The 24,799-nt window shown below is 69.8% G+C and carries 19 protein-coding genes; 1 reads left to right on the top strand and 18 read right to left on the bottom strand.

Features of this window, described 5'->3' with window-relative positions; all coding sequences use genetic code 11:
- Positions 1–82: 82 nt before the first annotated feature.
- The 7 genes from OG746_RS38575 to OG746_RS38545 all read right to left on the bottom strand — a co-directional run bounded on the left by OG746_RS38575 (position 83) and on the right by OG746_RS38545 (position 7,055).
- Complete coding sequence (locus OG746_RS38575; RefSeq protein WP_266723234.1) at positions 83–445, bottom strand: GvpU-like protein; 363 nt, start codon at positions 443–445, stop codon at positions 83–85.
- A gap of 51 nt (positions 446–496) precedes the next feature.
- Positions 497–1,333, bottom strand: coding sequence for a carbohydrate ABC transporter permease (locus tag OG746_RS38570; RefSeq protein WP_266725680.1), 837 nt, complete (start codon positions 1,331–1,333; stop codon positions 497–499).
- Positions 1,334–1,344: 11 nt separating this feature from the next.
- Positions 1,345–2,328 (bottom strand): carbohydrate ABC transporter permease, encoded by a 984-nt coding sequence (locus tag OG746_RS38565; RefSeq protein WP_266723232.1) that lies wholly within the window; start codon positions 2,326–2,328, stop codon positions 1,345–1,347.
- 106 nt (positions 2,329–2,434) lie between these two features.
- Positions 2,435–3,733 carry a sugar ABC transporter substrate-binding protein gene (locus OG746_RS38560; protein ID WP_266723230.1) on the bottom strand — a complete coding sequence of 433 codons (1,299 nt, stop codon included), beginning with the start codon at positions 3,731–3,733 and terminating at the stop codon, positions 2,435–2,437.
- 256 nt (positions 3,734–3,989) lie between these two features.
- Positions 3,990–5,045 (bottom strand): Gfo/Idh/MocA family protein, encoded by a 1,056-nt coding sequence (locus OG746_RS38555; protein ID WP_266723229.1) that lies wholly within the window; start codon positions 5,043–5,045, stop codon positions 3,990–3,992.
- Between the two features lies 1 nt (position 5,046).
- Complete coding sequence (locus tag OG746_RS38550; protein ID WP_266723228.1) at positions 5,047–5,892, bottom strand: sugar phosphate isomerase/epimerase family protein; 846 nt, start codon at positions 5,890–5,892, stop codon at positions 5,047–5,049.
- Positions 5,889–7,055: an ROK family transcriptional regulator gene (locus OG746_RS38545; RefSeq protein WP_266723226.1), complete on the bottom strand. Its 1,167-nt coding sequence runs from the start codon at positions 7,053–7,055 to the stop codon at positions 5,889–5,891. Before OG746_RS38545 ends, OG746_RS38550 begins: the two co-directional genes overlap by 4 nt.
- 274 nt (positions 7,056–7,329) lie before the next feature.
- On the opposite strand from OG746_RS38545, the gene OG746_RS38540 reads away from it, so the two are divergent.
- Positions 7,330–7,464 carry a hypothetical protein gene (locus tag OG746_RS38540; protein ID WP_266723225.1) on the top strand — a complete coding sequence of 45 codons (135 nt, stop codon included), beginning with the start codon at positions 7,330–7,332 and terminating at the stop codon, positions 7,462–7,464.
- Positions 7,465–7,607: 143 nt separating this feature from the next.
- On the opposite strand, the gene OG746_RS38535 is transcribed toward OG746_RS38540, so the two are convergent.
- From OG746_RS38535 to OG746_RS38485, 11 genes are all read right to left on the bottom strand, one after another.
- Positions 7,608–9,224, bottom strand: a complete 1,617-nt coding sequence (locus tag OG746_RS38535; RefSeq protein ID WP_266723223.1) for an ABC transporter permease — start codon at positions 9,222–9,224, stop codon at positions 7,608–7,610.
- A complete protein-coding gene (locus tag OG746_RS38530; protein WP_266723221.1) occupies positions 9,224–10,147 on the bottom strand; it encodes an ABC transporter ATP-binding protein in 924 nt (307 codons plus the stop codon). The genes OG746_RS38535 and OG746_RS38530 overlap by 1 nt, the downstream gene beginning before the upstream one ends.
- A gap of 13 nt (positions 10,148–10,160) precedes the next feature.
- Positions 10,161–10,601: a hypothetical protein gene (locus tag OG746_RS38525; protein WP_266723219.1), complete on the bottom strand. Its 441-nt coding sequence runs from the start codon at positions 10,599–10,601 to the stop codon at positions 10,161–10,163.
- 146 nt (positions 10,602–10,747) lie between these two features.
- Complete coding sequence (locus tag OG746_RS38520; protein WP_266723217.1) at positions 10,748–11,953, bottom strand: sensor histidine kinase; 1,206 nt, start codon at positions 11,951–11,953, stop codon at positions 10,748–10,750.
- 10 nt (positions 11,954–11,963) lie between these two features.
- Positions 11,964–12,632, bottom strand: coding sequence for a response regulator (locus tag OG746_RS38515; protein WP_266723215.1), 669 nt, complete (start codon positions 12,630–12,632; stop codon positions 11,964–11,966).
- A gap of 262 nt (positions 12,633–12,894) precedes the next feature.
- Positions 12,895–16,875, bottom strand: coding sequence for a glycosyl hydrolase (locus OG746_RS38510; protein ID WP_266723213.1), 3,981 nt, complete (start codon positions 16,873–16,875; stop codon positions 12,895–12,897).
- A gap of 35 nt (positions 16,876–16,910) precedes the next feature.
- The gene (locus tag OG746_RS38505) at positions 16,911–17,750 is read right to left on the bottom strand and encodes an ATP-binding cassette domain-containing protein (protein ID WP_266723211.1); all 840 of its coding nucleotides are present in this window, start codon (positions 17,748–17,750) and stop codon (positions 16,911–16,913) included.
- The gene (locus OG746_RS38500) at positions 17,750–19,528 is read right to left on the bottom strand and encodes a dipeptide/oligopeptide/nickel ABC transporter permease/ATP-binding protein (RefSeq protein WP_266723209.1); all 1,779 of its coding nucleotides are present in this window, start codon (positions 19,526–19,528) and stop codon (positions 17,750–17,752) included. Before OG746_RS38500 ends, OG746_RS38505 begins: the two co-directional genes overlap by 1 nt.
- A complete protein-coding gene (locus OG746_RS38495; RefSeq protein ID WP_266723207.1) occupies positions 19,525–20,466 on the bottom strand; it encodes an ABC transporter permease in 942 nt (313 codons plus the stop codon). The genes OG746_RS38500 and OG746_RS38495 overlap by 4 nt, the downstream gene beginning before the upstream one ends.
- A 45-nt stretch (positions 20,467–20,511) precedes the next feature.
- On the bottom strand, positions 20,512–21,915 hold the full coding sequence (locus OG746_RS38490; protein WP_266723205.1) for an ABC transporter substrate-binding protein: 1,404 nt from the start codon (positions 21,913–21,915) through the stop codon (positions 20,512–20,514).
- A gap of 231 nt (positions 21,916–22,146) precedes the next feature.
- Positions 22,147–24,726, bottom strand: a complete 2,580-nt coding sequence (locus OG746_RS38485) for an alpha-L-rhamnosidase (protein WP_266723203.1) — start codon at positions 24,724–24,726, stop codon at positions 22,147–22,149.
- Positions 24,727–24,799 lie beyond the last annotated feature (73 nt).

Raw genomic sequence — 24,799 nt, 5'->3', positions numbered from 1 at the left:
TCATGAGGGGACGAAGTTCCCACTCACCCTTGCCCCAGTGGCGGGCACGCCACCGCTCTCACCCTCACCCTCACCCTCACCCTCACCCGTGGGCCTGGATCTCCCCCAGGAACCAACCGTTCACGTGCGCCAACCGGATACGGAACAGGCCACCGCGCTCAGGGAATACAGCCCCGGCGCTGGCAACCTTCCCTCCGTTCAGATGCAGATAGTCACCATCACGCTCGGGCTGCGTCTGCTCCCACGTGAAGTCGTCGGCGAATATGCTCGCCCGGCTCTCCGAGTCTGCAAGCTGTTCCGCAATGTGCCCGGCCCACACAGCGTGCGGCACGACCTCTCCGGTGATGGTGGTGCCGTTCACGACCAGAGTGATCGGCAGGGCGAGCCCCTCCCGCTCCACTCGATCGGTCAGGCGCTTCAGCAGGGGATCCATGTCGTCGCTCATCCCTGGACAGTACCGGGCAACAACGGACCGTGAGGCTGGGGGCGTAGGGGGTCAGCCCTTGACCGCTCCTGCCGCAAGGCCGGAGGCGAGCCGGTGCTGGACCGCCACGAAGAAGATCAGGACCGGCACCGTGACCAGCGTGGAGCTGGCCATGACCGGGCCCCAGCTGGTGGTGTTCTCACCGAAGAACTGGAAGATGCCGACCGCGGCCGTGTACTTGTCGCTGCTCTTCATGAAGGTGTACGCGAAGACGAACTCGTTCCACGCGGTGATGAACGCGAAGATCGACGTGGCCACGAGCCCCGGCGCGACCAGCGGAAGCAGCACGGAGCGGAACATCCGCCACCACGAGCAGCCGTCGATGTACGCCGCCTCTTCGATCTCCTTGGGCACGGTCTGCACGAAGCCGCGCAGGGTCCAGATGGCGAAGGGTAGCGAGAGCGCGGTGTAGACGATGGTCAGGCCGAGGAGGCTGTTGAGCATGTCGTAGTCGCGCATCTGGATGAACAGCGGGATGACGAGCGCCTCGAGCGGCACCATCTGCACGATCAGGACCATGACCAGCACGGATGTGCGGAACTTGAACTTGAAGCGGGCGACCGCGACCGCCGCGAACAGCGCGAGGGCCGCCGAGACCACGACCGTACCCAGGCCGACGATCGCCGAATTCAGCAGGTACGTACCGAAGTTGCCGCGTTCGAAGACCGTACTGAAGTGGTCGAAGGTGAAGCCGCCGGGGAGGAGGTTCGCTCCGCGGCTCTGGGCGCTCGGGTCCAGAGCCGTCGAGACCATCCAGTAGATCGGGAAGAGGGCGAAGATCAGGAGTGCGGCGACGGCTGCCGGCAGACCGACCTTGGAGCCGAGGGAGGACCGCGTCGTGGCGGGCATGTCGGTGGTGCTCACAGGTCCTCCTCCCCCTGCCTGAACAGGGTGCGGATGTAGATGATGGTGATCACGAGAAGGAGGAGGGTGAGCAGGACCGCCGCTGCGGCGCCCGTCCCATAGTCTTCCTTGGCGAAGGCTTCGAGGTACGAGTAGACGCCGAGGTTCTCGACCTGCTCGTTCTGGCCCTGGCCTCCGGGCATCAGGAAGATCTGCGTGAAGACCTTGAAGTCCCAGATGGTCGACAGGATCGTCACCACGAGGAACACCGGCTTGATGGCGGGCACGGTGACCTTCCAGAACCGCTGCCAGGCGTTCGCGCCGTCCAGCATCGCCGCTTCGTAGAGCTCCTTGGGAATGGTCAGGAGTCCGGCGAAGACGGTGATCGCGACGAACGGGAAGCCGTGGTGGACCACGTTGAGGGTCCCGATGGCGTAGAAGGAGAGGCGGTCGGTGAACCAGTTGCTGGAGTCGGAGCCGCCCACCAGAGCGCTGAACAGGCCGTCGCCCGGCTGGAAGAGCCAGATCCACACGTAGGTACCGGTCACCGCGGGCATCGCCCAGGCAGCCATGATCGCGGTGGAGCAGATGGTCCGCCAGACCGGGCCGAGCCTGGCCAGGAGCAGAGCGATCGCGGTGCCGAGCACCACCGTCAGGCCGACACAGGCCACCGCGAAGAACGCGGTGTTGGGCAGCACCGTCTTCCAGAGCAGATCGCCGCTGAGGAGTTCGACGTAGTGGTCGAAGCCGGTGAAGGTGGCGACGCCGCCGCCGAACTTCACCTCGTAGTCCTGCAGCGACAGGATCCCGACCTGGATCATCGGCCAGAGCAGCAGTCCTGCGAGGACGACGAGGGAGGGGGCGAGCAGCAGCCAGGGCCGGGTGAGGGTGGTCCGGCGCTTACGCCTCAGCAGGCGTTCGGACTCGGGCGAGGGCACGGACGGCCGGCTGCCCTGGCGCTCCGGGGCATCCACGGTCCCGGTGGCGAGCGAGCGGTTCATGGAGCTCTCAATGGTCGGATGTGCGGGGAGGGTTGAGGGGTGCGGAGGGGGGATTGAGGGGTGCGGCGTGGGAGTTACCCACCGCTCGGCCGTGCGACCGTGAGTGTCACTCGCCCTGCGCGAAGATGGCGTCCATTTCCTTGGCCGCCTTGTCGGCCGCCTGCTGCGGCGTGGCCTTGCCGGCGAGGATCGACTGGACCATCTTCGGGATGACCTGGGTGGCCTGGATCTCGGTGTACGACTTGGCCTTGGGCACGCTCGCGCCGCCGTCCTTGAACTGCTTGACGAACGGCTTGACCAGCGCGTCGTCCTTGTCGGGCATCTTGTCGAGGTCGCTGTTGGTGGGCGGCAGGTAGCTGCTCTGCTCGGCCCACTTCTTGGCGAACTTGCCGGTGGTGAGGAGCTTGATGAACTCCCACGACAGCGCCTGCTTGTCCGTCTTGAACGCGGAGAGGTAGGAGCCGCCGAGGAACGACGGGGACATGCCGCCGTTCTGGCCGGGGATCGGAATGGCGCCGAGGTTGCCCTTGAGGTCGGGGTTGGCCTCGGCAAAGGCCTTCGGGGTCCAGTTGCCGGAGAGGGACATGACGACCTCGCCCTTGTTCCAGGCGTCACCGACCTCCTTCTCGGTCCAGGTGTTGACCTTGGCCGGGGACACCTTGTCCTTGAGGGCGAGGTCGGTGTAGGCGGTGATGCCCTCGACGGACTTCTTCGAGTTGATGGCCGACTTCCACTTACCGCCCTTTTCCACGGCGAGTTCGCCACCCGCGCCCCAGATGAAGGGAGTTGTGAACATTTCCGCGCCGCTGGCGACGGGGAAGGCGATCATCTTCGGCTCGTCCTTCTTCAGGGTCTTGGCGGCCGAGCGCAGCTCCTTCCAGTTGGTCGGGGGCTTGATGTTGTGCTTCTCGAAGATGTCCTTGCGGTAGACGATCGAGCGGACTCCCGCGTACCAGGGCATGCCGTACTGCTTGCCGTCCAGGGTGCCCGCGTCCTTGAGGGCGGGGACGAGGTCGTCGGACAGGCCGGCCTTCTCGACCTCCTTGGAGACGTCGACGAGCGCCCCCTTGTCCGCGAAGCCGGGAACCCAGGTGGTGCCGACCTCCGCGACGTCGGGCACCTGATCGGCACCGCCCTCGATCGCGGTGGTGAACTTCCGCTGGGCGCTGGCCCACTGCTGGTACTCGACCTTGACCTTGGCGCCGGTCTTCTTCTCGAAAGCGGCGGAGGCCTCCTTGAAGAAGGGCTTCGCGTCGGGGTTGGTCCCCTCCATGACCCACACGCTGAGCGTCTTGCCCTTGCCGTCGGTCCCGCCGTCGGCCTCCGAGCCACCCCCTCCACAGGCGGTAGCGGTGAGCCCCAGTGCCAGGGCGGTGCTGGTGGCTGCGATGACGCGTCGGTTCATGGGTGGTGGCTCCTCTTGCAGCAGTACAGCAGGGAAGTGTTGTTGCCCGTGAGCACGCAGATTCTCACCACGTTCTCACCAGGAGGTCTAGACCCCTTTGGAAGTGGCGACTGAACTGTGATCCGCGTTGCAGACCGTGCATCTGGCGCACCGGCCGATGCAGGTGGTGCAGTCGGTTCCGGGCGGCCGCCAAGGAGCGGCGAAGGCATGCCAGTTGCCCGGGACGGGGCGATCCCGGGCAACTGAATCGGCCAGGTCAGCGCTCGATCTTCACCTCGGCGCCGCTCTTCGCCGACTCGTAGACCGCGCTCAGCATGCGGGCCATCTCCAGGCCCTGTTCCGCGGTGGCATCGGCCGGAATCTCGCCCCGGCAGATCCGCAGGAAGTGGTCGATCTGGTTGGCGAACCCGACCTTGAAGTCGAAGCCGAGCGAATCGATCTGAGGCCGCACATGCAGGAGGGTGTCGTGCCGCTCGGTGAGCATCAGCAGTTCGGGCTCGATCTCCGCGCCACCCTTGTCACCGTGGATGCGCACACTGATCTCGTTGCGCGCGTGCAGCGAGTACGACGTGTCCACATCGAGCACCTGACCGTCCTCGAAGCGGAGCTGCGCGGTGACGTAGTCCTCCACGGTGTTGGGCCGAGCCGCCGATGCGGCGCGGTACCGCTTGAGGTTCTGAATGTTGTCGCGCGCACCCAGCGGCGCGAACGTGACACCGGACGCGGACACCGCCTTCGGCCTGCCCATCAGGTACCAGCACAGGTCGATGATGTGGACGCCCAGGTCGATCAGCGGACCGCCGCCCGACAGCTCCACGTCGCCGAACCACCCACCCGGGTTCCCGGCGGCCCGCAACAGCGTGGCGCGTGCGGCGTAGATGTCACCGAACTCGCCCGCGTCCAGGAACCGCTTCGTCACCAGCGCGTTCGGCGCGAACCGCCGTACGTAGCCGATCTGTAGTGCCTGTCCGGTCTCCTCGACGGCCCGGACCAGCGACTCGGCCTCGGCGACGGTGACCGTCATCGGCTTCTCGATCAGTACGTTCTTCCCGGCCCGCAGCGCCGCTTCGGCGATGGGGGCATGCAGGGTGTTCGGCACGCAGACACTCACGGCGTCCACGTCCGGGTCGGAGAGAATCTCCTCGACGTCGGTCGTGGCCCGCTCCACGTCGAACTGCTCGGCCCGGGCCTTTGCCCGCTCCGGGTCGATGTCGCACACGGCGACCAGCTCGGCCTGGTCGTTCTTCTGGTAGGCACTCAAGTGCTCGGTGGCGATGGCCCCGAGGCCGATCACTGCGATACGGGTCGTCATGTCAGGCCACGCCTTCCGTCAGTCGAAGAATGTTCGCAAGGGAGTGCTCGATGGCGGGCAGTGGCGCTTCCATGCCCTCGAATTCCAGGCTCACCGGCACGTCGGGCTTCGTGGCGACCAGGGCAAGGAGGCCGGGCAGATCGACGTCGCCGTGGCCCGAGACGGTGCCGAGGAGGTAGTCGCCGGCGAGCGTCTTCAGCCAGCCCTCCCCCGCGGAGCGGCGAATGTGGAAGTCCTTCACACCGATGGACGCCGCCACGTCGATCAGGCCGGCGGCGGTCTTCCCTGGTACCTCGCCGACGCACAGGCCGTTGCCGAGGTCGAGCGTGACGCGGAAGTTCGGACGGTCCACGGCGTGCACGAGCCGGGCGAGACGGTCGCTGCCGTTCATGAAGAAGCCGTGGTTCTCGATGGTCGACACCATGCCGAGCGCCGCCGCGTGGTCGGCGACCGCGCGGCAGCCTTCGACGACCTTCTCGAAGGTCGACTCGAACTCCCCCGGGTCCCGCTCACGCCATGCCCACGGCGCGACGTCGTGCCGGAAGATCCCGGCACCGAAGCGCTGCGCGACGTCCAACTGCCGCCGCAGCAGGTCGACTTCCTTGCCGTCGCCCTCCCTCAGATCGCCGCTCACCAGGTAATTGACGATCGGTACGCCGACTTCCTCGGCATGCTTCGCCGTGTCACGTACGACGCGTTCGTTCTCCAGGTAGTACGCCCCGTCCGTCGCGGCGATCTCGATGTGCCCGGCCCGCGAGGCCGCGACCCAGTCCAGAACACCGATCAGGTCCATCTCGCCGCTGCTCAGGAGCTGGCGGAAGCAGTACGAACTGACTCCGAGCTTCACTTGGTGATCCCCTCCACGTCGTGTGTGATGCGGGCCCACGGGCTGGGATAGCCGTGGACTCCGTAGATCTCTGAACCGCACTGGTCGAACGCGTTGCCGACGGCACCGAGCACCACCGCCTCGCGCCCCAGACCGGACGCGACGAACGACGGACGCTCGGGAAAGACCAACTCCTTCTCGATCGCGGCTTCGAGCGGCCGCAGAAGCGCTCCGACGTCCTTCGCCGCACCGCCCCGCACGACCACGACCTCGGGGTCGACCACCAGCAGCACAGTCGCGACCCGCTCGGCGATCTGCGCGCAGAAGTCCTCGACTTCGGCCTGTGCGTCGGCGTCGCCCGCGGCGGCGGCGCTCAGCACCTGCGCGCTCGTCGGGCGCGACGACCAGACCAACTGCCCTCGCCGCGCGTTCCGCGTCCAGCGCATGCCGCGCTGCGCACCGAGTTCGCCCGCGAGGCGATGACTGCCCTGCCGGATCGAACCGTCCAACACGACCGACACGGACAGCCGGTGACCGATCTGCAGATAGACGACATCGGAATACCCGCGGCCCGCGCCCGCGCGCTGCTCCGCGAGACCGGCCAGCTTGATGTCGTTGTCCACGACCACGGACCGGCCGAGGTCCTTCGCCAGCAGCTCCGCGACCGGCAGACCGACCAGGTCCGGCAGCGCGAGACTGGCACGCAGCCGCCCGTCCGTCTCGACGACACCGGGCAGCGCGACACCGACCGCACGCAGCCGTCCGAGGTCGTGGTCAAGGTCGGACGAACCGGCCGCGGCGTCGAGCGCGCGCGAAATCAACGCGAGGTCGGCGTGCTTGTGGGGCGGCACTTCCGCGTAACCGGCCCGGCGCCCGGACAGGTCACAGATGACCGCGCGCGCCCCTCGGGGCCCCAGGTCGACCCCGGCGACAAGGCCGCCCTCACGCGCGAACCGAAAAGCACGGGCAGGCCGGCCGGGCCCTGCCGTCGCGGCGCTGACGCCCTCGACCATTCCGAGTTCGACGAGGTCGTCGAGAACGGCCCGCACCGTCGGCCGCGACAGCCCGGTGGCCTCACTGATCACACCGATCGTGCACGCCTCATCGGCCTCGGCCAACACCCCCAGACACGCAACCTGATTCGCCGCCCGCTCCGCCTGAACGGCCTCCCGTGCAGTGTCCATCGCGGTGTCCATCGCCCCCATCCCCTTATGGAAACCGGCTTTAATAAATACGGTATCGGAATGAGTGGGTGGGGACAAGGGTGGCTTGGGACGGTGTGCTGGGGCTGCGGGCTTGGCGTCGACGAGGCGTGTTCCGACGGGTGCGGTTTGGCGCTGCTCCCGACTGCCGGTTGGCCACCGAACCTGGAGCCCGAACGGTGGGGCAGGTCAGGCTCTCACCCAGACCTGCATCAGTCCCCTTCCCGGATTCGACAAACAGTCAGGAAGGTGCCCCGTGCACAACCACGAACCCGTTGACTACGACTGCCCGTTCTACGGAACGAGGGGCACGGCCCCGCAGCCCGACTCGCTCCCCGCCGAACGCCGCCGCGCCTACGCGGAGCGCCTGCGCGCCGCACTCAAGTCCTAGGGACAGCAAAGTGCCGTGGGCGCAGGGGTGGTACTCCGCACGTGCACCACAGAGCGATCGGGCCTCCGGTGCACCGGCCGGGGCCGCCCTGCAAAAGGGCGGCCCCGGCCGGCTTTTGTGCGGTGCCCGAGCAGTTCCGGGCGTCACGAAGCCGCGCGTCGGGCCGCGCTCGAGGCGAAGACGATGGCGAGCATCACCGCGGTGCTGCCGATGAGCAGGCCCGGGGACATGCCGACCGGCACTCCGTCGGGCCCGCGGAGGGCGCCCATGAAGTCGAGCGGCGTGATGCCGTTGACCGTGCCGTACCAGAGGGGCAGATAGGCGGCCTGGAAGAGGCGGTGGGTACGGCTGAGCGTGCCGAGGACCAGAGCGAAGGAGGGAATGAACAACGCGCCGAGGAACCAGTGGAAGAGGCCCGTGGTGTCCGATCCGGTGGCCATCCGCACGGCCGGTCCGATGCCCACGACCGCGGTGAGCAGGAAGCCTGCTGCCCACTCGGAGGCGATGCGGCGACGGGCGGTGGGGTACGCGCCGAGGATCGCCTCGACCCCGGATTCATGGCGCTGAGTGCCGAGCCGGGACCAGATCAGCACGGGCCAGATCCAGGACATCGGCAGCAGGAACCTGGCGACGCCGGTCGCGGGGGTGATCATCTGGGAGATCGCGGCGAGTGCGAGGACTCCACCCCACCACCAGAGCGGAACGCCCTGGATCAGGATGCGCACCTCCCCGAACAGCAGGCGCAGGGTCGCGTTCCCGCGCTTGACCGGCGTCTTGGGGACGCCACCGAAGGCATCGGGGCGGGCGGCGCCGGGCTCCTCGTACAGGACGACGGCAGGGGTGACCGGGAAGGCCCGGGAGTCGTCGGCAGGATTCTGCCGCGCCGGATCAGCCACCTCACGACCGCGCGCCGGGTCGAAGCGCGGGAACCACAAGGCCGGGACGAGGACAAGGGCGGCCGCGATCAGGACCAGGGCGAGCCGCGAGAGCAGATAGTCGGCGTCGGGGCCGAAGCCGTGCCAGACGAACGTGTCGAGCGGCTTGTCCACCAGGGTCAGGCCGAGACTGAACTCGCCGACCTTGGAGGGGTCGATGCCCTGGGCCCTCATGTCACCGCCGAGCGACTGCACGACGCCGTGCACACCGATCCCGCCGAGCGGGGCGTTGGGCGACTGCCCGCCGATGGCGATGAACGCCCAGATGAAGAACCAGAGGATGTTGCCGAGCCCCGCCCGCAGCAGCGGGATGGTCTCGAAGAGGAGCGCCGCGGCCGCGGTGAACACCATGAGGGGCAGTGCGATCAGCACGAAGGGCTTGAGCAGTTCGACGGGATCGACGGCCAGGACCTCGCCACGCGCCAGCTGCATGACCACCGCGGTGACCACGAGCACACCCAGCATGGAGGCCAGGACCAGCACACTGCTCAGGAACTTCGCCAGGAGATAGGTGGCGTTGCTGATCGGGGTGGCCGCGAGCAGCCGTCCCACACCGGTCCTCTCATCGCGGGAGATGGCATTGCGTACGACATAGAAACCACCGAGACAGAGCCAGACCGCGCCCGCGAGGGCGACGACCATGCCGATGTAGGCGCTGTTGTACTCGCCTCGGTAGCGGCCGATCTGCATCACGACCCAGCCGGCGTCCCTGCCGGGCGTGGCGAGGTAGCCCAGACCGACCGCGGCGCAGAGGATCGCCGCGTACGCCGGGCGCCTCACCCGGTCCCAGAAGTCGGCTTTCGCGAGCCGGAAGAGAGCACCCATCACCAGCCGCCCCTCAGGTCCACGGTCCGGTCCTGCGAGGTGAACTCGCTGCTCTTCGGGCCGACTTGGTTGACGATCGCCAGATAGGCGTCCTCAAGGTCGGGAGTGACTGGCTGCGCCGTGGCGTACGGCGGCACATGAGTGATCAGCCGCAACCGTACGCCGCTGGTGGTGCGCACCATCCGGGAGACGAGGTGACGCTCTCGTACGGCGGCAACATCGGCCGGGTCCACGAGGACGTCCCACACCCAGCCGTCCACCGCGGCGAGGAGGTCCTCGGGGGAGCCACGGCGCAGTAGCCGCCCCTGTGCGACGACCGCGATGTCGGCGGCGACCGACTCGACGTCGGAGACGATGTGGGTGGAGAGCATGACCACGCGGTCCGCGGCCAGATCGCTGAGCAGGTTGCGGAAGCGGACGCGTTCTTCGGGGTCGAGGCCCGCGGTGGGCTCGTCGACAATGATCACTTGCGGGTCGGCGAGCAATGCCTGGGCGATGCCGACGCGGCGCATCATGCCCCCGGAGTACTTGCCCAGAGGTCGTTTGACCGCCTCTGTCAGGTTGACCAGTTGGAGAAGTTCGTCGATACGTGCGCGTGCGGAGCGGGCGGACAGGCCCTTGGCCGCGGCCAGGTAGGAGAGGAACTCCCGTGAGGTCAGGTTCGGGTAGACCCCGAAGTCCTGCGGCAGGTAGCCGAGGGCCTGACGCAGCACGTCCGGTTTGGCCACCACGTCGGTGCCGTTGAACACGACCTGCCCGCTGGTGGGGCGGGTGACGGTGGAGGCGATCCGCATGAGCGAGGACTTGCCGGCGCCGTTGGGGCCGAGCAGGCCGAGCATTCCGCTCTCCATGCGCAGGGTCATCCCGTCCACGGCGCGCTTGCCGCCCCGGTAGACCTTCGTGATGTCGATGAGTTCCAGCATGCCGGTGGCTCCCTTACACCCGAGTCCGGATGGCGGTGGCGGCCTGCGACGGGCTGCCCGCAGCCTGGCTCTTGGCCCCCTTGAGATCCGTGGGGCGGCCGTTGCGCAGCACCTTCACGGACTTGGGCACCTCGACCTTGAAGCGCACATCGCAGTTGGCGAGCTTGCTGCACATGGCCCGCAGATCGAGCGCGCCCTTGGCCAGTTCCCAGCTCGCCTCGTCGTCGGCGCCCAAGCCCACGTCGAACCACCGGGTGACAAGGACGTCGTCGCGGCCCGAGGCGACCAGGTCGGTGGGGATGCCGTGAGACCTGACGTCGAGGGTGTTCCCCTGGAAGGAGAACGTCTTCTTCTCGGGTTCGGCGTCCTTCGCGCTGGCGCATCCGGTGGCTGTGACCAGAACGGCTACGGCGGGGGCGGCCAACAGGGCGCGGGACCAGTTGCGAGGGAGCACGGTGTCCTCCGGGGTTCTTGTCTCTCTCGGTGAGTGATCCAAGACTCGTCTGCCGCGCCCCTTTGGGCATCTGCCGTTCGGCAGATATTCGGGGACTGATTCGGGACCGGTGCCGGGGTCTGGGCGAGTCCCGCCCCGGGCGTGGTTCAGCCGGTGTCGTCGAGCCGCTGCAGGAGCGGCAGGATGCCGGTGACCTGCCAGCCCGTGCCGTCGGGTCCGGCCTCAAGTCCCCCGCCCAGCAGGGCGAACCGCTCGTCGAGACCCGCGAGGCCGGTGCCGCCGCCGTCCCGGTCCCCGGTCAGCGGGCTGCTCTGTCCACCGTTGTCGATGACCTTCACGCACAACCGGTCCTCGGCGTCCCGGCGTACGCTGACCCTCACTGAGGTCGCTCCCGCGGCATGACGGCGTACGTTCGTCAGCGCCTCAAGGACCAGGGTGTACGCGGTTTCGTCGATCTCCCGACGCAGGGTGCCCACCAGCGTTTCGTCCAGGTCGAGTTCGGTCGGGATGGACGTGGATGCCGAGAAGCGCTCCGTGAGGTCGGGCAGGTCGACGAGTCCGTGGACCCGGGTCGGAGCCTCGGCCGGCTCATCGGCGGCTCCGCCGTGCGCGGGCAGTTGCTCGGCCTGGCGCAGGGTGTCCAGGGTGCGGTCCATCTGATCGAGGGCCCGCAGTCCCGACTCCTCCAGCCGGGCGAGGAAGGCGTCGTACTCGCCCGGGTCGTAGGCGCTGGTGCGTGCCGCCTGCACCTCCAGGACCATGCCGGTCAGTTCATGGGCGACGAAGTCGTGCAGGACGCGGGCCATGTGCAGCCGCTGGTCCCTGCGGGCCTCAAGAACCGCCAGGCGGCTTCGGGTGTCCGTGGTACGCAGCCGCATGCCGATGCCGACCGCGCAGAGCACGGGGACCAGCGTGAGCACCAGCATGAGCAGGGACCCGTTGGTGCCCGACTCGGGGTTGCGCACGGTGAAGCGCAGTGGGAGCACCAGTGCGGCGATCGCGAGGGTCGCACCCGGGAGCACCGGGCGGGGTTCGCGGCGTACGAGGCGTGCGGTGAGCACCAGCAGTGCGGCGAACTCGAAGGGCATCCACAGCAGAGTGAGCCCCTGCTGCCCCCGGTACCCGAGGTCCACGGCAAGTGAGAGGACGGCGACCACGTATCCGGCCCGGACCAGGGTGACCGGGCCCAGAGGCCAGGGCACGAGGGCGGCAAGCACGGTGGCGACCGCGACCAGGGCGAGCAGCAGGGCCATGGGCGGTCCGAGGAACGCCGGCAGCCCCAGCAGGACGAGCGTCAGCCCGCACCATAAGGCGCGCCGGCGCCCGAGTCCGATGGGTGTGGTTCGCATCATGTGCCTCAGCCTAGGAAGGGGCGTACCCCATCTCCCAGGCCCGGACGGCGATGCCGACCCGATTGCGGACACCGAGCTTGCGCTGGATGCTCGCGACATGTGTCTTGACGGTGCCCGGCGAGATGAACATCTCGCCGGCGATGTCGGCGTTGGTCAGGCCCTCGGCCACCTTTCCAGCGACCTCGACCTCCCGCTTGGTGAGCGGTTCGACCATCGCCGGCCGCGCCGAACCCGCCCCAGCGGAAGCTCCGTTGCCTGTGACATGGCGCAGCAGCCGGACCGTGATCGAGGGACTGATGAGGCTGTCCCCCACCATGGCCGCACGGACCGCCTCCACGAGCAGCGTGGGCCCCGAGCGCTTGAGCAGGAATCCTGAAGCGCCGTAGCGCAGCGCCGGATACACATACTCGTCCAGGTCGAAGGTCGTCACAACGACGACCTTCGTGGTGAGCCCGGAGGCGGGTTCGAGCAGCCTGCGGGTGACCTCGAGCCCATCCATCCGGGGCATGCGCACGTCCATGAGAGCGACATCGGGCCGCAGCAGGCGGGCCTGTTCCAGTGCGGCTACTCCGTCGGCGGCCTCACCGACCACTTCGATGTCCGGTTGACTCTCGAGGATCCGCCCCATTCCGCGGCGCACCATCTCCTGGTCATCCACCATCAGCACACGAATCGTCACAGCCGGGCATTCTTCCAGTCGTCCGGAGCGAGAATTCGGGCCGCCCTCAGGCGTGGCCAGTTCTCGCCCATGGCCTTGGTGAGGCTCCGGGGCGCATGTCGCCCGGCGGCTCTCCCGTGTGGGGGACCGCGGGACGGTGTGCCGGGTCTGTGGCCTGGGCGCTACAGCGCCACAGACCGGCTGGGGAAGCCTCACCGAGTGTTGCTCACACCGTTCCGGACGACCGCTCCCGCGGCGGCGCGCCCCGCCGCCGTGCGCGGCATCACGTCACGTGGACATCACCGCCCACGCTTCGGCGGGTGAGTCGGACCGGGCCACGTACACCGGTGTGGAGTTGAGACGGTCGCAGGAAGTGGGTCGGGCTGATCGAGTCGAGGCGTGGCGCGAGCGTGCCGTACACGGTGACCGTCAACCGGTGTTCTCCGGGGGCGAGTTCGCCCAGATCCAGGGCGAAGGGGCTGCAGAAGAGTTCGCCCACCACGTTGTCGTCGACCGCGATCACGACGGCACCGCGGACACGGCCCAGGTCGAGGCGGACGCGCTCCCTCTCGGCCACGTGGATCGACCGCGCGGAGCGCACGGCGCCGCTCCAGGCGCCGAGTCCGGCGTCCCGCCAGTCCTCGAACGGGCCCACGAAGGACTCCGTGCGCACCACGACCGGGCCGTCCCACGCCGCCCCGCCGACGTCGAACGCGCGAGGGGCGGTGCGCACGATCAGCGTGGCCGGGCGGTCCAAGGGGCGGTCCAGCGTGAGGCGCCCGGCTTCGACGGACACGGCGGCACCGGCGAGCTCGGCGCTCTCGACCGGCACCGGGAGCGATGCCTCGACCGCGCCCGCAGGCAGCAGGACCTCGAACTCCTGGAGGCGCGGGGCCGCGGAGCGTGCGGCCGAGAAGCGCACCGCGGGCTCTCCGACCTCCGGCCGCCCGGCCAGCCAGGCGGCATCGGGCAGCGGGTGCGGGCGGCGCGCCGTGTGCGTATGGGTGAGTCCGGCGCCGAGGCCCCGTTTCACGCGGGCCGGCGGTCCGTCCGCGCCGCTGATCCACTCCGGGCCGCTGACCACGGTCTGCCGGAGGCCCTTCCCGTGCACGAGGGCGTCGACGGACACCGCGTGCTCGGGGTCGGCGGTCTCGGCGACGACCCGGAGCTCGTGTTCCCCGGCCGGCAGCGGGCCGAGGTGGTGGGTGAAGAACATGGGCCGGTCGCCCGCGTCGTTCTCGTAGTACTGCACCTTCTCCTGGCGGGCGACGGGCACCGAGTCGAGCTCGATGCGCAGCGCGGCAGTGGAGCCGGTGACCAGGGTGACGCCGTCGGCGTCGGACGGTGTGCGGAACCGGGTCCGTACGTCGCCCTCGCCGCCTGCCACCTGGCCGGGGGCGATGAACTCGGGACGCTCCACGTGCTGTTGGGGGCGTTCGAGCATGAACCACGACCCGAGGGTCTCGGGGTGGTTCCCGTGCACCGTGGCCGGCAGTTCACCGGCGCCCACCCGGTACTCCAGTACGGCGGTCCGGCCGGAGAACCGTACGGGCATCGTCGTGGCGTAACGGTCGCCGTCGGCCGTGCACGGCACCCCGTCGAACCACACCTGCTTCGCCGCCGGTGCGGCGACGGTGAGGAGGTACGGCCCGGGCTCTTCCACCCTCAACACCGTACGGACGGAGAGGTGTTCGCCCTCGCCGGGCGCGGGCAGCACCAGGAATTCCTCGGGCACGAACCCCTTCGGCTCGTACCGGTGTCCGTGGTCGGTGTCGAGTCCGCGGGATGCCGAGAAGCGGTGCAACTGCCAGTCGGGGTCCGCGAGTTCGGCGCCCTTATGTACGCGCTCCGCGTCGCGCTCGCCCAGTGGTCCGGGGGGCGTGGCCGACGGGCCGTGCACCAGTACCTGCTGGCCGAACGTGGCGCGGACGTCGACCGGTTCGGCCTCGCCGTCGCGCCATCGCATCCGCCACACCTCGAGTGGTACGTCGTCCGGGCCGGCGGGCAGCGCCATGTCGCCCCAGGTGTTGTCGAGGGTGGGGACGAGTTCGTGGGTCCATCCGTCGTCGAGCGGTTCTTCGACGACCGGAGGAGCGGGTGTCGCGGCGGCGGGCTGCGCCGGGTGCTCTGGCCGACGCTCGCCGGCGCGCCAGACGACGAAGACGGCGGGCGCCCCGGCAAGGTCGACCTCGATACGGCTGCCCGCCGACGAGGGAACGATCGGCGCCGGCCGGCGTTCGCCCGTCGCCGGGTTCCACACCTCCGCCTCGGCCACCGGACCCGCCACGTCCACGTGGGTGCGTGCCGCGTACCGGCCGGGGTCGAAGTCGATCTCGTCCCAGTGCAGTGAGTCCGGGTCCTGGCGCAGCGGGTACGCGGTCGCGTTCGGCTCGGCGGCCGGGACGAACGCGGCGGTGACATCGCCGCGGCGGCGGGCGCGCAGCCCGTGCGGCGCCCATGCCGGGGTGCCGGCGTCCGCGGTCAGCCGGACCGCCTGCTCGGGTGTGTCGGCGCGGATCAACTTGGGGTGTTCGACGAGGGCGGCGAGCGCCGTGGAAGAGTCGCGGCCGGTCACCGTCACCGGGTCGGCGCCCACGACCACGACCTGTCCCCCGGCGTCGAGCAGTGCGACGAGTTGCTCCGCCGTCCCGGGCCGCAGGTGGGTGACCGACGGGAGAAGCACGGTGCGGAACCCGAGCGCCCCGACCCGCAACTTCCCGTCGCCTGCCGTCGCGCGGTGCAGGGAGTCCTCGTCGACGACGTCGAAGTCGATCCCGGCGCGGTCGAGCAGGCTCGGGGTGTGGCGGAACCAGTTGTTCGTGCCGGTGAGTGCCTGGTAGGTGATGTGCGCGCGGTCGGCCCGTTCGTGCGGGCCGCCGATGGGTCCCTCGCCGAAGTAGTCGATCGGCTCGTCCGGTGCCAGTTCCGCGTGCCCCGTGGTCGAGGGGTAGAGCACTCCGACGTCGACGACGTGGTCTCCCCAGGTCAGCAGCGCCGACGTGCGCGCGACCGCGCGGGCGAAGCTCGGGTAGACCGCGTAGTACGGCTGCCTGAAGTCGGTTCCCGGCGGCGCCCATTCGAACCAGCCGGCGCGTGTGTCGAGGTAGGCGGCGTGCGGGTTGTACAGGTCGGCGCCGCTGCGGAAGAACGGGAGCAGCCAGTCCCAGGTGTCCTCCAGCGTGCCGCCCCAGCCGCTGGAGTGGAACGACTCGATCCACACGCGCGGATGCCCGTACAGGTCGGCCATGGACGAGTGGACGCGGGCGTCGCCCTCGTGGTCGCTGCCAACGGCGTTGATCCACCGGTGGGTCGTGAAGTAGTCGCCGTAGAGCTGCGAGCTCTGGGTCGGCCAGCCGGCGCGGGCCGGGTTGGTCTGATCCGCGCCGACGAGCATGCCCCACCGTTCGTGCCACTCACCGAGCGGCCGGAAGAACGCCTCCTCGGCCAGTTCGGTGCGCACGAGGTGGTAGTCGGCTCGTACGGCGTCGTCGGCGTCACCCCCGCGTTCCCACAACGACGGCAGGTGGTCGAGCAGGTCGTAACCCCGGCGGCGCTCGAACTCGGCCGCGAACCGGGCAGACCACGTGGGCATGGCGGGCAGCTCGTCCTGGAAGCTGCCGGTGATGACGTTGCCGAGGCGGTCGCCGAGGCGGCGCTCGAACTCGCCGTGCACGGCGTCGAGAAGGAGGGCACAGGCGTGCGGGTCGAGGTAGTCGAAGGCGGTGTCGCGCCAGGTCACGACGCGTATGCGGGTGCCGGGGGCGGCGTCCACCCGGCCGTCGCGCACGTCGAGCCGCTGCCAGCCGTCCCCCGCGCGGTCCCCGTACACGCCCACGACGTGGTCGCGTTCGGCGAGCGGCAGCGTGCCGTCCTCGCCGACTTCGGTCACGGCGGTGCGCAGCACCCGCCCCGCCGCCTCCGGGTGCGTGGCCACGACGGTGCCTTGGACGTTGGCCCCCGAGAACCCGATCTGGTCGTAGAACCAGAGGCGGACGCCGAGTTCGTCGGCGACGTCGCATGTGTAGGTGACGAGGTCCCACCACCGCTCGCTGAACCACGGCGGGTCGTCGGGTTGCGCCCCGTACGTCGGTCCCTTCGGCGCGAGGTTCATGAGGACGACATCGTGGATCGCACCCTGGACGAAGCGCTCCAGCTGCCACCGCACGCGCTCGCGCGTGACCGGGCCGCCGCTCCACCACCACAGCGGGACGGGGCCGTTGTGTGCCGGCGGGTTGTCGAAGAGGTCGGTCAAGTCCTGGTCCACCAGGGGTCCTTCCGTCAGGGGTGTGGCGGTAGTGGTCAGCCCGCGGCCGCCTGCTCGCGCAGCATCGCCAGGCGTTCCTCGCGGCGCCGCGCCTGCAGTACGGGGTCGGCCACGGGCGTGGCCATCTGCAGCCTTCGGCTGTACGGGTGTTGGGGGTCCCGGGCGATCTGCTCGGCCGTGCCCTGTTCCACGATGCGGCCGCCGAGCAGCACCGCGGTGCGGTCGCTCATCTCGCGTACGACGCCCAGGTCGTGGCTGATGAACAGGTAGGACACGTCGGTGCGTTGCTGGATCTCCTTGAGCAGGCCGAGTACGCGGGTCTGGGTGCTCATGTCCAGGGCACTGGTCGGTTCGTCGCAGATGATGAGGCGCGGGCTCAGTGCCAGGGCGCGCGCGATCGCGATGCGCTGGCGCTGGCCGCCGGAGAACTCCCGCGCCCGCCGCCGCCCGGCGTCCGTGGGCAGACCGACGGCGTCGAGGAGTTCGCGTACCCGCCCCCGTCGCGAGGCCGGGGTTCCCTCGCGGATCGGCTCGGCGAGGATGTCCGCGATCGACATCGACGGGTTCAGCGACGAGTACGGGTCCTGGAAGATCGCCTGCACGTCTCGGGCGCGGTCACGTCGCTCGCGGCGGCGCAGGCCGCCGATGTCCGTGCCGTCGAGCAGGATGCGGCCCGACGTGACCAGCGCGAGCCCGAGGACCGCGCGCCCGATCGTCGTCTTGCCGGAGCCGGACTCCCCGACCAGGCCGAGCGTTTCGCCCGGTGCGATGTCGAGGCTGACGTCGTCGATGATCCGCTTCGTCGAGCGCAGGCGTCCCGACCGGTATTCGACGACGAGGTTCTCCACCCGCAGCAGCGGGGTTGCGTCCGTCATCACGACTCCTCGGGGTCGAGCGCGGACGACAACAGCTCGCGTGTGTAGGGGTGTTCGGGGTCGGCGAACAACGACCTGACCTCTTGTTGCTCGACGATCGTGCCGCCGCGCATGACGCTCACGGTGTCGCAGATGTCGGCCACGACCCCGAGGTCGTGGGTGACCAGGAGCATCCCGAGCCCGCGCTCGTCCCGCAGTTCGCGAAGGAGTGCGAGCACGTCGGCCTGCACGGTGACGTCGAGGGCCGTCGTCGGCTCGTCGGCGACGATGAGCTCCGGGTCGCCCGCCAGCGCGCCGGTGATGAGGACGCGCTGCGCCATGCCACCCGAGATCTGGTGCGGGTACATGGCGAAGACCGCCTCCGGGTCGGCGATCCCGACCCGGCCCAGGATGCCGAGGAGGTGGATGCGCGCCTGCGCCTTCGGCATGCGCTTCACTGCCCGCAGGCCGAGTGTGAGCTGGCGGCCGATGGTGATCGTCGGGTCGAGGTTGCTCATCGGTTCCTGCGGCACGTAGGCGATGCGGGTACCGCGCGCCCGGCGCATCGCGGCGGTGTCGGCCAGCAGGTCGGCGCCGTCGAACAACACCGCGCCGCCGAGCACCACCGCGTCCTTGGGCAGCAGCCCGAGCATCGCGAACGCCGTCTGCGACTTGCCCGACCCGGACTCGCCGACCAGGCCGTGGATCTCGCCACGGTGTACGCACAGGTCCACGCTCTCGACCACTTCGCTTACGCCGCCCTCGCCGTCGGGGTAGCCGAGCGCGAGGCCTCGTACGCTCACGAGGGCGTCGGCCTCCGGGGTGTGGGACGACGCGGGGTGGGCAGCGCGGGCCGCCGCGAGGCGTTCGGCGGTCGCGGGCCGATTCCGTCCGGAGCCCTGGAGCGCGTCGCGCAACGCGTTACCGAGCAGGACGAACGCGAGGATGGTGAGGCTGACGACGAGGGCCGGTGCGACGACCGCGCCGCGGTTCAAGTACACCGTGGAGAAGGCCTGTTGGAGGACGCCGCCCCACGAGGGGTCGCGCGGGTCGCCCAGGCCGAGGAACTCCAGTCCCGCCTGAATGCCGATACCGGCCGCGAGGATGAACCCGGACTGGATGATGATCGGCGCCCGTACGGCGGTCAGGACATGCCGGAAGATGATCCGCAGGTCGGAGAGGCCGGAGACCTTCGCGGCGTCGATGTAGAGCTCGCCGCGCACCTCGGCGACAACGGCCCGTACGAGCCGATAGTTCGCGGGCGCGATGAGGACACCGAACACGGCCATGGCCATCGGAATCGACGGGCCGATCACGGTGTACATGGCGATGAGCAGCACGATGCCGGGCAGCGCCATGACCGCGTCGGCGACCCAGCCGGCGATCGCCTCGGCGGGCCCCCGGAAGTAGCCCGCGAGCAGGCCGCCGACGACACCGACGACGGTCGAGACGGCCAGCACGATGACGCAGGAGAGCAGGGTGCCGCGCGTCGCCCAGAGCAGCCGGGACAGGATGTCGCGGCCCGAGGAGTCGCCGCCGAGCACGAAGTCGCCCACGAACGGCGGGGTGTTGGCCTGGCTGACGTCGACGTGGTTCGGCCCGTTCGGGGCGAGCAGCGGCGCCAGTATGCCGACCAGCACGACGAGCGTCACGTACACGAGGGCCGCGACGGCCAGCGGGTCGCGCAGCAGGCGGCGCCCTATGGAGGTCCCGCCGCCGCGGCCGTCACCGGCAGAAGCCGTGCCGCCTGCGAGAGCCTCGCGGTCGACGACGGGGCTGGCGACCTGTTCCGCGCTCATCCGAGCCTCACCTTCGGGTTGAGCCAGGCGCCGACGATGTCCGCGACGAGGTTGACGACCACGACGACGAGGACGGTGAACACGACGCACCCCATGACGACGGGGATGTCGGAGCGCAGCGTCATCTCGACCGCGAGGTCGCCGACGCCGGGCAGCGCGAAGACCTGCTCGATGAGGACGACGCCGCCGAGCATGCCGATGGTCTGCAGGCCGAGGATGGTCAGGCCGGGGGCGGCCGCGCTGCGCAGCACGTGCCGGAAGACGATGCCGAACTCGCCGATGCCGCGCGAGCGCAGCGTACGGACGAAGTCCTGCTGGAGGACCTCGGAGACGGCGCCGCGGAACTGCTGTGCCGCGCCACCGATCGAGCCGACGAGGATGGCGAGCACTGGCAGCGCGAGGGACCTCGCCCACTCCACGGGGCCGCGGGCGAAGGGGACGTATCCCGTGGCGGGCAGCCAGCCCCATTCGACCGCGACCAGGAGCACCAGGAAGATCGCGACGATGAACGCGGGCACGGCCGCGCCGGACACGGCGAACATCTGCAGGGTCCGGTCGAGCCAGCCGCCGCGCACGGCGGCCAGGGTGCCGACGAGCACGCTGACGAGTGCCGTCAGGACGACGACCACGGCGGTGAGCGAGAGCGTCACGGGCAGCCGGGTCGTCAGCATCGACGTCACCGACTCCCCGGTGAAGAAGCTGACGCCGAGCGAGCCGTGCAGGACGTCGCCCACCCAGTCGAGGTACTGGACCAGGACGGGACGGTCGAGGCCGAGTTGCGCGGCCTTCTGGTCCACGGCCGCCTGGGTGGCGGCCTTGCCCAGCGTGGCGCGGGCGATGGCGTTGCTGTCGCTGAAGATCAGAACGAACGTCACGAACGTGACCGCGACGGTGAGCAGGAGCGCCGAGGCGAGCCGGCGCAGGGTGTAACCGATCATGGGATGCCTCACCTCCTCGTGATGGCAACAGCCTTGCGGCCGGGGTTACTTGAAGTCGCTCAGGTACGGGTTGAAGCGGAACGGGTCGGTCATCTCGGGCACCATCGAGGCGTCCCGCGTCGCGAAGAACGTGTTCTCCGCGACCCAGGGCACGAACCAGGCCTGGTCCACGACGTATTCGTTGATCTCCCGATAGACCTCGTCGCCGCGCTTGCCGCGCGCGACCTGAGCCTCTTCGAGGAGCTTCTGCAGCTTCGGGTCCTTGGTCCGCATGACGTTCCAGATGGAGCCGGGCTCGAGCGCCTCGACGATGCTGAACAGCGACGACGCCGACGTGCTCATCCGTGCGTACATGACGGGGAACCGGCCGCCGAGGATGTCGGAGATCGCGGTCGGCCCCGTGAGCGGGACCTCCTTGACGCGGATGTTCAGCAGCCCGAGCTGCTGGATCACGAGGGGGTTGTAGACGGCGCTGCCGTCCGCCTCGCTCGGCACCTCGATCGTGAAGCCGTCCGCGTGACCCGCTTCCTTCATGAGTCGGCGCGCCCGCGCGACGTCGTACGGGTAGGCCTTGTCGAGTTTCGCCTCGAACGCGGTGGAGCCCGGGTTGAAGATCTGGGTGGTGGGCGCGGCCTCGCCTCCGAACATGTGGTCGGCGATGGCCTTCCGGTCGAAGACCATGTTCATCGCGCGGCGCACCCGTACGTCGCCGAGTGCGGGGATCTTCTTGCCGGCCCGGTCGTTGATGTACATGCCGGTCCAAGTGCCGGGATTCGACAGGACGTGGAGGCCGGTGTTGCGTGCCTCGGCCGCCTGGTCCTGGTCGATGACGGCGCCGTCGATCTCACCGGACATGAGCGCGTTGAGCCGAGCGGTGGAGTCCGACATGGTGACGAACTCGACGGTGTCGTACGCGTAGGCGTCGGCGTTCCAGTAGTCGTCGCGCTTGACGAACCGGTAGACGGACCCCGAGGTCGATCCGCCCGGGTCGAGCTTGTACGGCCCTGAGCTGACGGGAACCGAGGCGACGGAGCCGCTGGATATCTGCTTCGGCTCCGCGATGGCGCCGGGCGCCAGGCACATGAACGTGGGCAACTGGCCGGTGGGGCGCGGTGCCTTGAGTACGACAGTGTGGGCGTCCGGCGTCTTGACGGTGACCTCGGCGACGCGGCCGGCGTCGGAACCGCCGCCCTTCTTCATGTGCTCGATGGTCGCCTTCGCGGCGGCGGCGTTCACCGGTGTGCCGTCCGAGAAGGTCATCCCCTTGCGGAGCTTCATGGTGAGGGTCTTCGCGTCCTTGCTGAGCTTGTAGCTCTGGGCCGCGTTGGGGACAACGTTGCCATCGGCGTCGCAGCGCAGCAGCGTGTCGAAGGTCGCCTGCCATCGCCATCGCTGGTCGCCGCCGCTCTGCTGCAGGGCGGGGTCGAACGACTGCGGCTCTCCCGACACACCAAGGGTCAGTGTCCGTTGGCCCTTGACCGCGGAGCCTCCCGCAGGGTGTCCGGTCGCGCACCCGGACAGCGCGGTACACGCGACAACCGCCGCGACAGCCAACCTGGAACCTGCTCCACGAAGCGTTCCGAACCACTTCGTCTTCATCGCCGCTCCCTTCTCGCCTTTGAGAAACCGACCTGAGGTGAGGGAGCCTCAGCCTCTGGATGGAACGTTCGGACCGACACCTCAGCGGGCGGGCAGCGGATTCCCCACCGGCACCCAGTCCCCGGCCACGTGGTGCGTGCCCGGCCCGACGCTGCGGGCCGGCTCGTCCAGCGGCAGGTCGAGGTGGGCCGTGACTCCGGGCGGCACGTCGAGCTCCAGCTCGAACCGCTCGCCTGCCAGCCGCCACGCGACACCGACCGGGCCGTACGGGCTGTCGAGCCGGGCCGACGCGCGGTCCAACTGGCCGGTCACCAAAGGCCGCACCGTGACCTCGCGATAGCCGGGCGCGGCCGGGGCGAGTCCCGCCACGCTCCGGTGCAGCCAGTCGGCGACCGCCCCGTACGCGTAGTGGTTGAACGACGTCATCTCGCCGGGGTTGACGGACCCGTCCGGCAGCATCGAGTCCCAGCGCTCCCAGATAGTCGTGGCGCCCATGCCGACCGGGTACAGCCACGACGGGTTGGTACGGGTCAGGAGCATCGCGTGCGCCAGCTCGGGGTGCCCGGCCTCGCACAGGGCGTCCAGGATCACCGGTGTGCCCAGGAATCCGGTACTGACGTGGAAGTCGGCCTCGCGGACCAGCGTCGCCAGCCGGTCCCCCGCACCACGCCGCTGCACGTCCGTGTCGAGCAGGCCCCAGACCAGCACCAGCGCGTACACCGTCTGGCAGTCGCTGCGCACCGTGCCGTGCGGTCCGACGTACTCCTTGTGGAAGGCCTGCGCGACGTCGGCCGACAGCTGTGCGTACCGCCGGGCGTCGGCCTCGTGCCCGAGTACCTCGGCGGTGCGGGCCATGAGGTGAGTACTGCGGGCCAGGTACGCGGTGGCGACGACGGCGGGGTCCGCCTTCGCGGCCGCCGCGTCGTGCGGTGGCGCGTCCGGGTCCAGCCAGTCGCCGAACTGGAATCCCGTGTCCCACAGAAGGGACTCGCCCGCCAGGGCGTGGGCCTTGTCGACCCATGCCTTCATGGAGTCGTACTGCCTCTCGAGGACGCCGACGTCGCCGTAGCGTTCGTACAGCGTCCACGGCACGTGGACCGCCGCGTCCGCCCAGCCGGCCGGCGGCGAGTGCGGCGCGTCACCGGGCCGGGGGCCGCCGATGTGCTCGCGCACGACGTCGGGCACCACGAACGGGACGCCGCCGTCGGGTCGTTGCTCCGCCGCGAGGTCCCGCAGCCACGAGCCGAGGAATCCGCCCACGTCGAAGAGGAAGCCGGCGGTGGGGGCGAACACCTGGATGTCGCCGGTCCAGCCGAGCCGCTCGTCGCGCTGCGGGCAGTCGGTCGGTACGTCGACGAAGTTGCCGCGCATGCCCCGGATCACGTTCTCGTGCAGTCGGTTCACGTCCGGCTCGGAGCACTCGAACCATCCGGTACGGCGCAGGTCGGAGCTGACCACCACGGCCTCGGCGTCCTCGGGGCGCACCTCGGCGCCCGTGACCTCCGCGTACCGGAAGCCGTGGAACGTGTACCGCGGTTCGAGCACCTGCTGACCGCCGGCGAGGACGTAGGTGTCGGTCGCCTTGGCCTCGCGCAGCGGGCGTACGCCGAGCTCTCCGCCTTCGAGTACTTCCGCGTGCCGCACGGTGACGGTGCCGCCGCGCTCCCCTGTGACACGCAGACGTACCCAGCCGACCACGTTCTCTCCGAAGTCGATGATCTGCGCTCCGGTCGGCGAGGTGAGCAGTTCGCACGCCGGCACCGTCGCGACTTCGCGCACCGGCGGGCCCATCGGCGCGACGAGCCGGCCGAGGTCGACGTCGAGGACGTCGACCGGGCCGGTCGCCACGGCTTCGGGCGCGAGCGGCACCCGCAGGTCGGTGCTCTGGCCGTCGTAGAGGTCGTCGGCGAGCACCCCGGTCTCCCCGGCGCACCAGGTGCCGTCGGTGAGGACGGTCTGCCGGCGGCCGTCCGCGTAGGTGATCTCGAGTTGGGCCAGGAGCCCGAGCCGGTCACCGTAGGAGTCGCGTTGCAGCGTCCACGTGAGCTGTCCGCGGTACCAGCCGTTGCCGAGGCCGACCGCGATCCGGTTCCCGCCCGGGGCCCGCAGGTGCTCGGTGACGTCGAAGGTCTGGTAACGCAGGCGGGTGTCGTACGCCGTCCAGCCCGGGTCGAGTTGGTGGTCGCCCACCCGGCGGTCGCCGATCCACGCGTCGTAGACGCCGTGTGCCGTGATGTACAGCCGCGCGTCGGCGACCGACCCGTCCAGCTCGAGGTCGCGGGCGAGCACGACCGTGCCACCGTCGAGACCGCCGATGTCCCGTGGGCCGATGAACCGCGCCTCGATGTCCTCGGGTGTCAGCAGCCCGGCCTCGATCACGAGGGGGTCGCTCCACGCCGACCATGTGCCATCCGCCTCGGCCCGGACCTGGACCTCGACGCGCTCCCTCGATCGCAACTCCCGGAACGGCCAGGCGACAAGCACCTGTTCGGGCCCGGCTCCACCCGCCACCTCGGTGCCGCCGTCGGCGGTCCGGAGCCGCACTTCGTACGCGCTCTGTTCCGCGTCCCCACCGCTACGGGCCCAGGAGAGTCGCGGACTGGGCGTGCCGATCCCCAGGTCCGGAGCGCCGTACTCGGCCACCAGTCGTTCGATGCGCATCGTCATGCCTCCTCGCGGGACCAGCCCGCGGTCGGGAAAGTGTGGTGTCTTTCAGGGCAACGGAGATGTGTCC

This window comes from Streptomyces sp. NBC_01016, from assembly GCF_026341035.1.
Taxonomy (GTDB): domain Bacteria; phylum Actinomycetota; class Actinomycetes; order Streptomycetales; family Streptomycetaceae; genus Streptomyces.
The sequence above is the reverse complement of the archived record's forward strand: the minus strand, read 5'-3'. Positions and strand labels throughout refer to the sequence as shown.

What these genes read in the sequence shown, in the direction of transcription:
- OG746_RS38575 (WP_266723234.1), bottom strand. Translation starts at nt 445, where the DNA reads ATGAGCGACGACATGGATCCCCTGCTGAAGCGCCTGACCGATCGAGTG.
- OG746_RS38570 (WP_266725680.1), bottom strand. Translation starts at nt 1,333, where the DNA reads ATGCCCGCCACGACGCGGTCCTCCCTCGGCTCCAAGGTCGGTCTGCCG.
- OG746_RS38565 (WP_266723232.1), bottom strand. Translation starts at nt 2,328, where the DNA reads ATGAACCGCTCGCTCGCCACCGGGACCGTGGATGCCCCGGAGCGCCAG.
- OG746_RS38560 (WP_266723230.1), bottom strand. Translation starts at nt 3,733, where the DNA reads ATGAACCGACGCGTCATCGCAGCCACCAGCACCGCCCTGGCACTGGGG.
- OG746_RS38555 (WP_266723229.1), bottom strand. Translation starts at nt 5,045, where the DNA reads ATGACGACCCGTATCGCAGTGATCGGCCTCGGGGCCATCGCCACCGAG.
- OG746_RS38545 (WP_266723226.1), bottom strand. Translation starts at nt 7,055, where the DNA reads ATGGACACTGCACGGGAGGCCGTTCAGGCGGAGCGGGCGGCGAATCAG.
- OG746_RS38535 (WP_266723223.1), bottom strand. Translation starts at nt 9,224, where the DNA reads ATGGGTGCTCTCTTCCGGCTCGCGAAAGCCGACTTCTGGGACCGGGTG.
- OG746_RS38530 (WP_266723221.1), bottom strand. Translation starts at nt 10,147, where the DNA reads ATGCTGGAACTCATCGACATCACGAAGGTCTACCGGGGCGGCAAGCGC.
- OG746_RS38520 (WP_266723217.1), bottom strand. Translation starts at nt 11,953, where the DNA reads ATGATGCGAACCACACCCATCGGACTCGGGCGCCGGCGCGCCTTATGG.
- OG746_RS38505 (WP_266723211.1), bottom strand. Translation starts at nt 17,750, where the DNA reads ATGACGGACGCAACCCCGCTGCTGCGGGTGGAGAACCTCGTCGTCGAA.
- OG746_RS38500 (WP_266723209.1), bottom strand. Translation starts at nt 19,528, where the DNA reads ATGAGCGCGGAACAGGTCGCCAGCCCCGTCGTCGACCGCGAGGCTCTC.
- OG746_RS38495 (WP_266723207.1), bottom strand. Translation starts at nt 20,466, where the DNA reads ATGATCGGTTACACCCTGCGCCGGCTCGCCTCGGCGCTCCTGCTCACC.
- OG746_RS38485 (WP_266723203.1), bottom strand. Translation starts at nt 24,726, where the DNA reads ATGCGCATCGAACGACTGGTGGCCGAGTACGGCGCTCCGGACCTGGGG.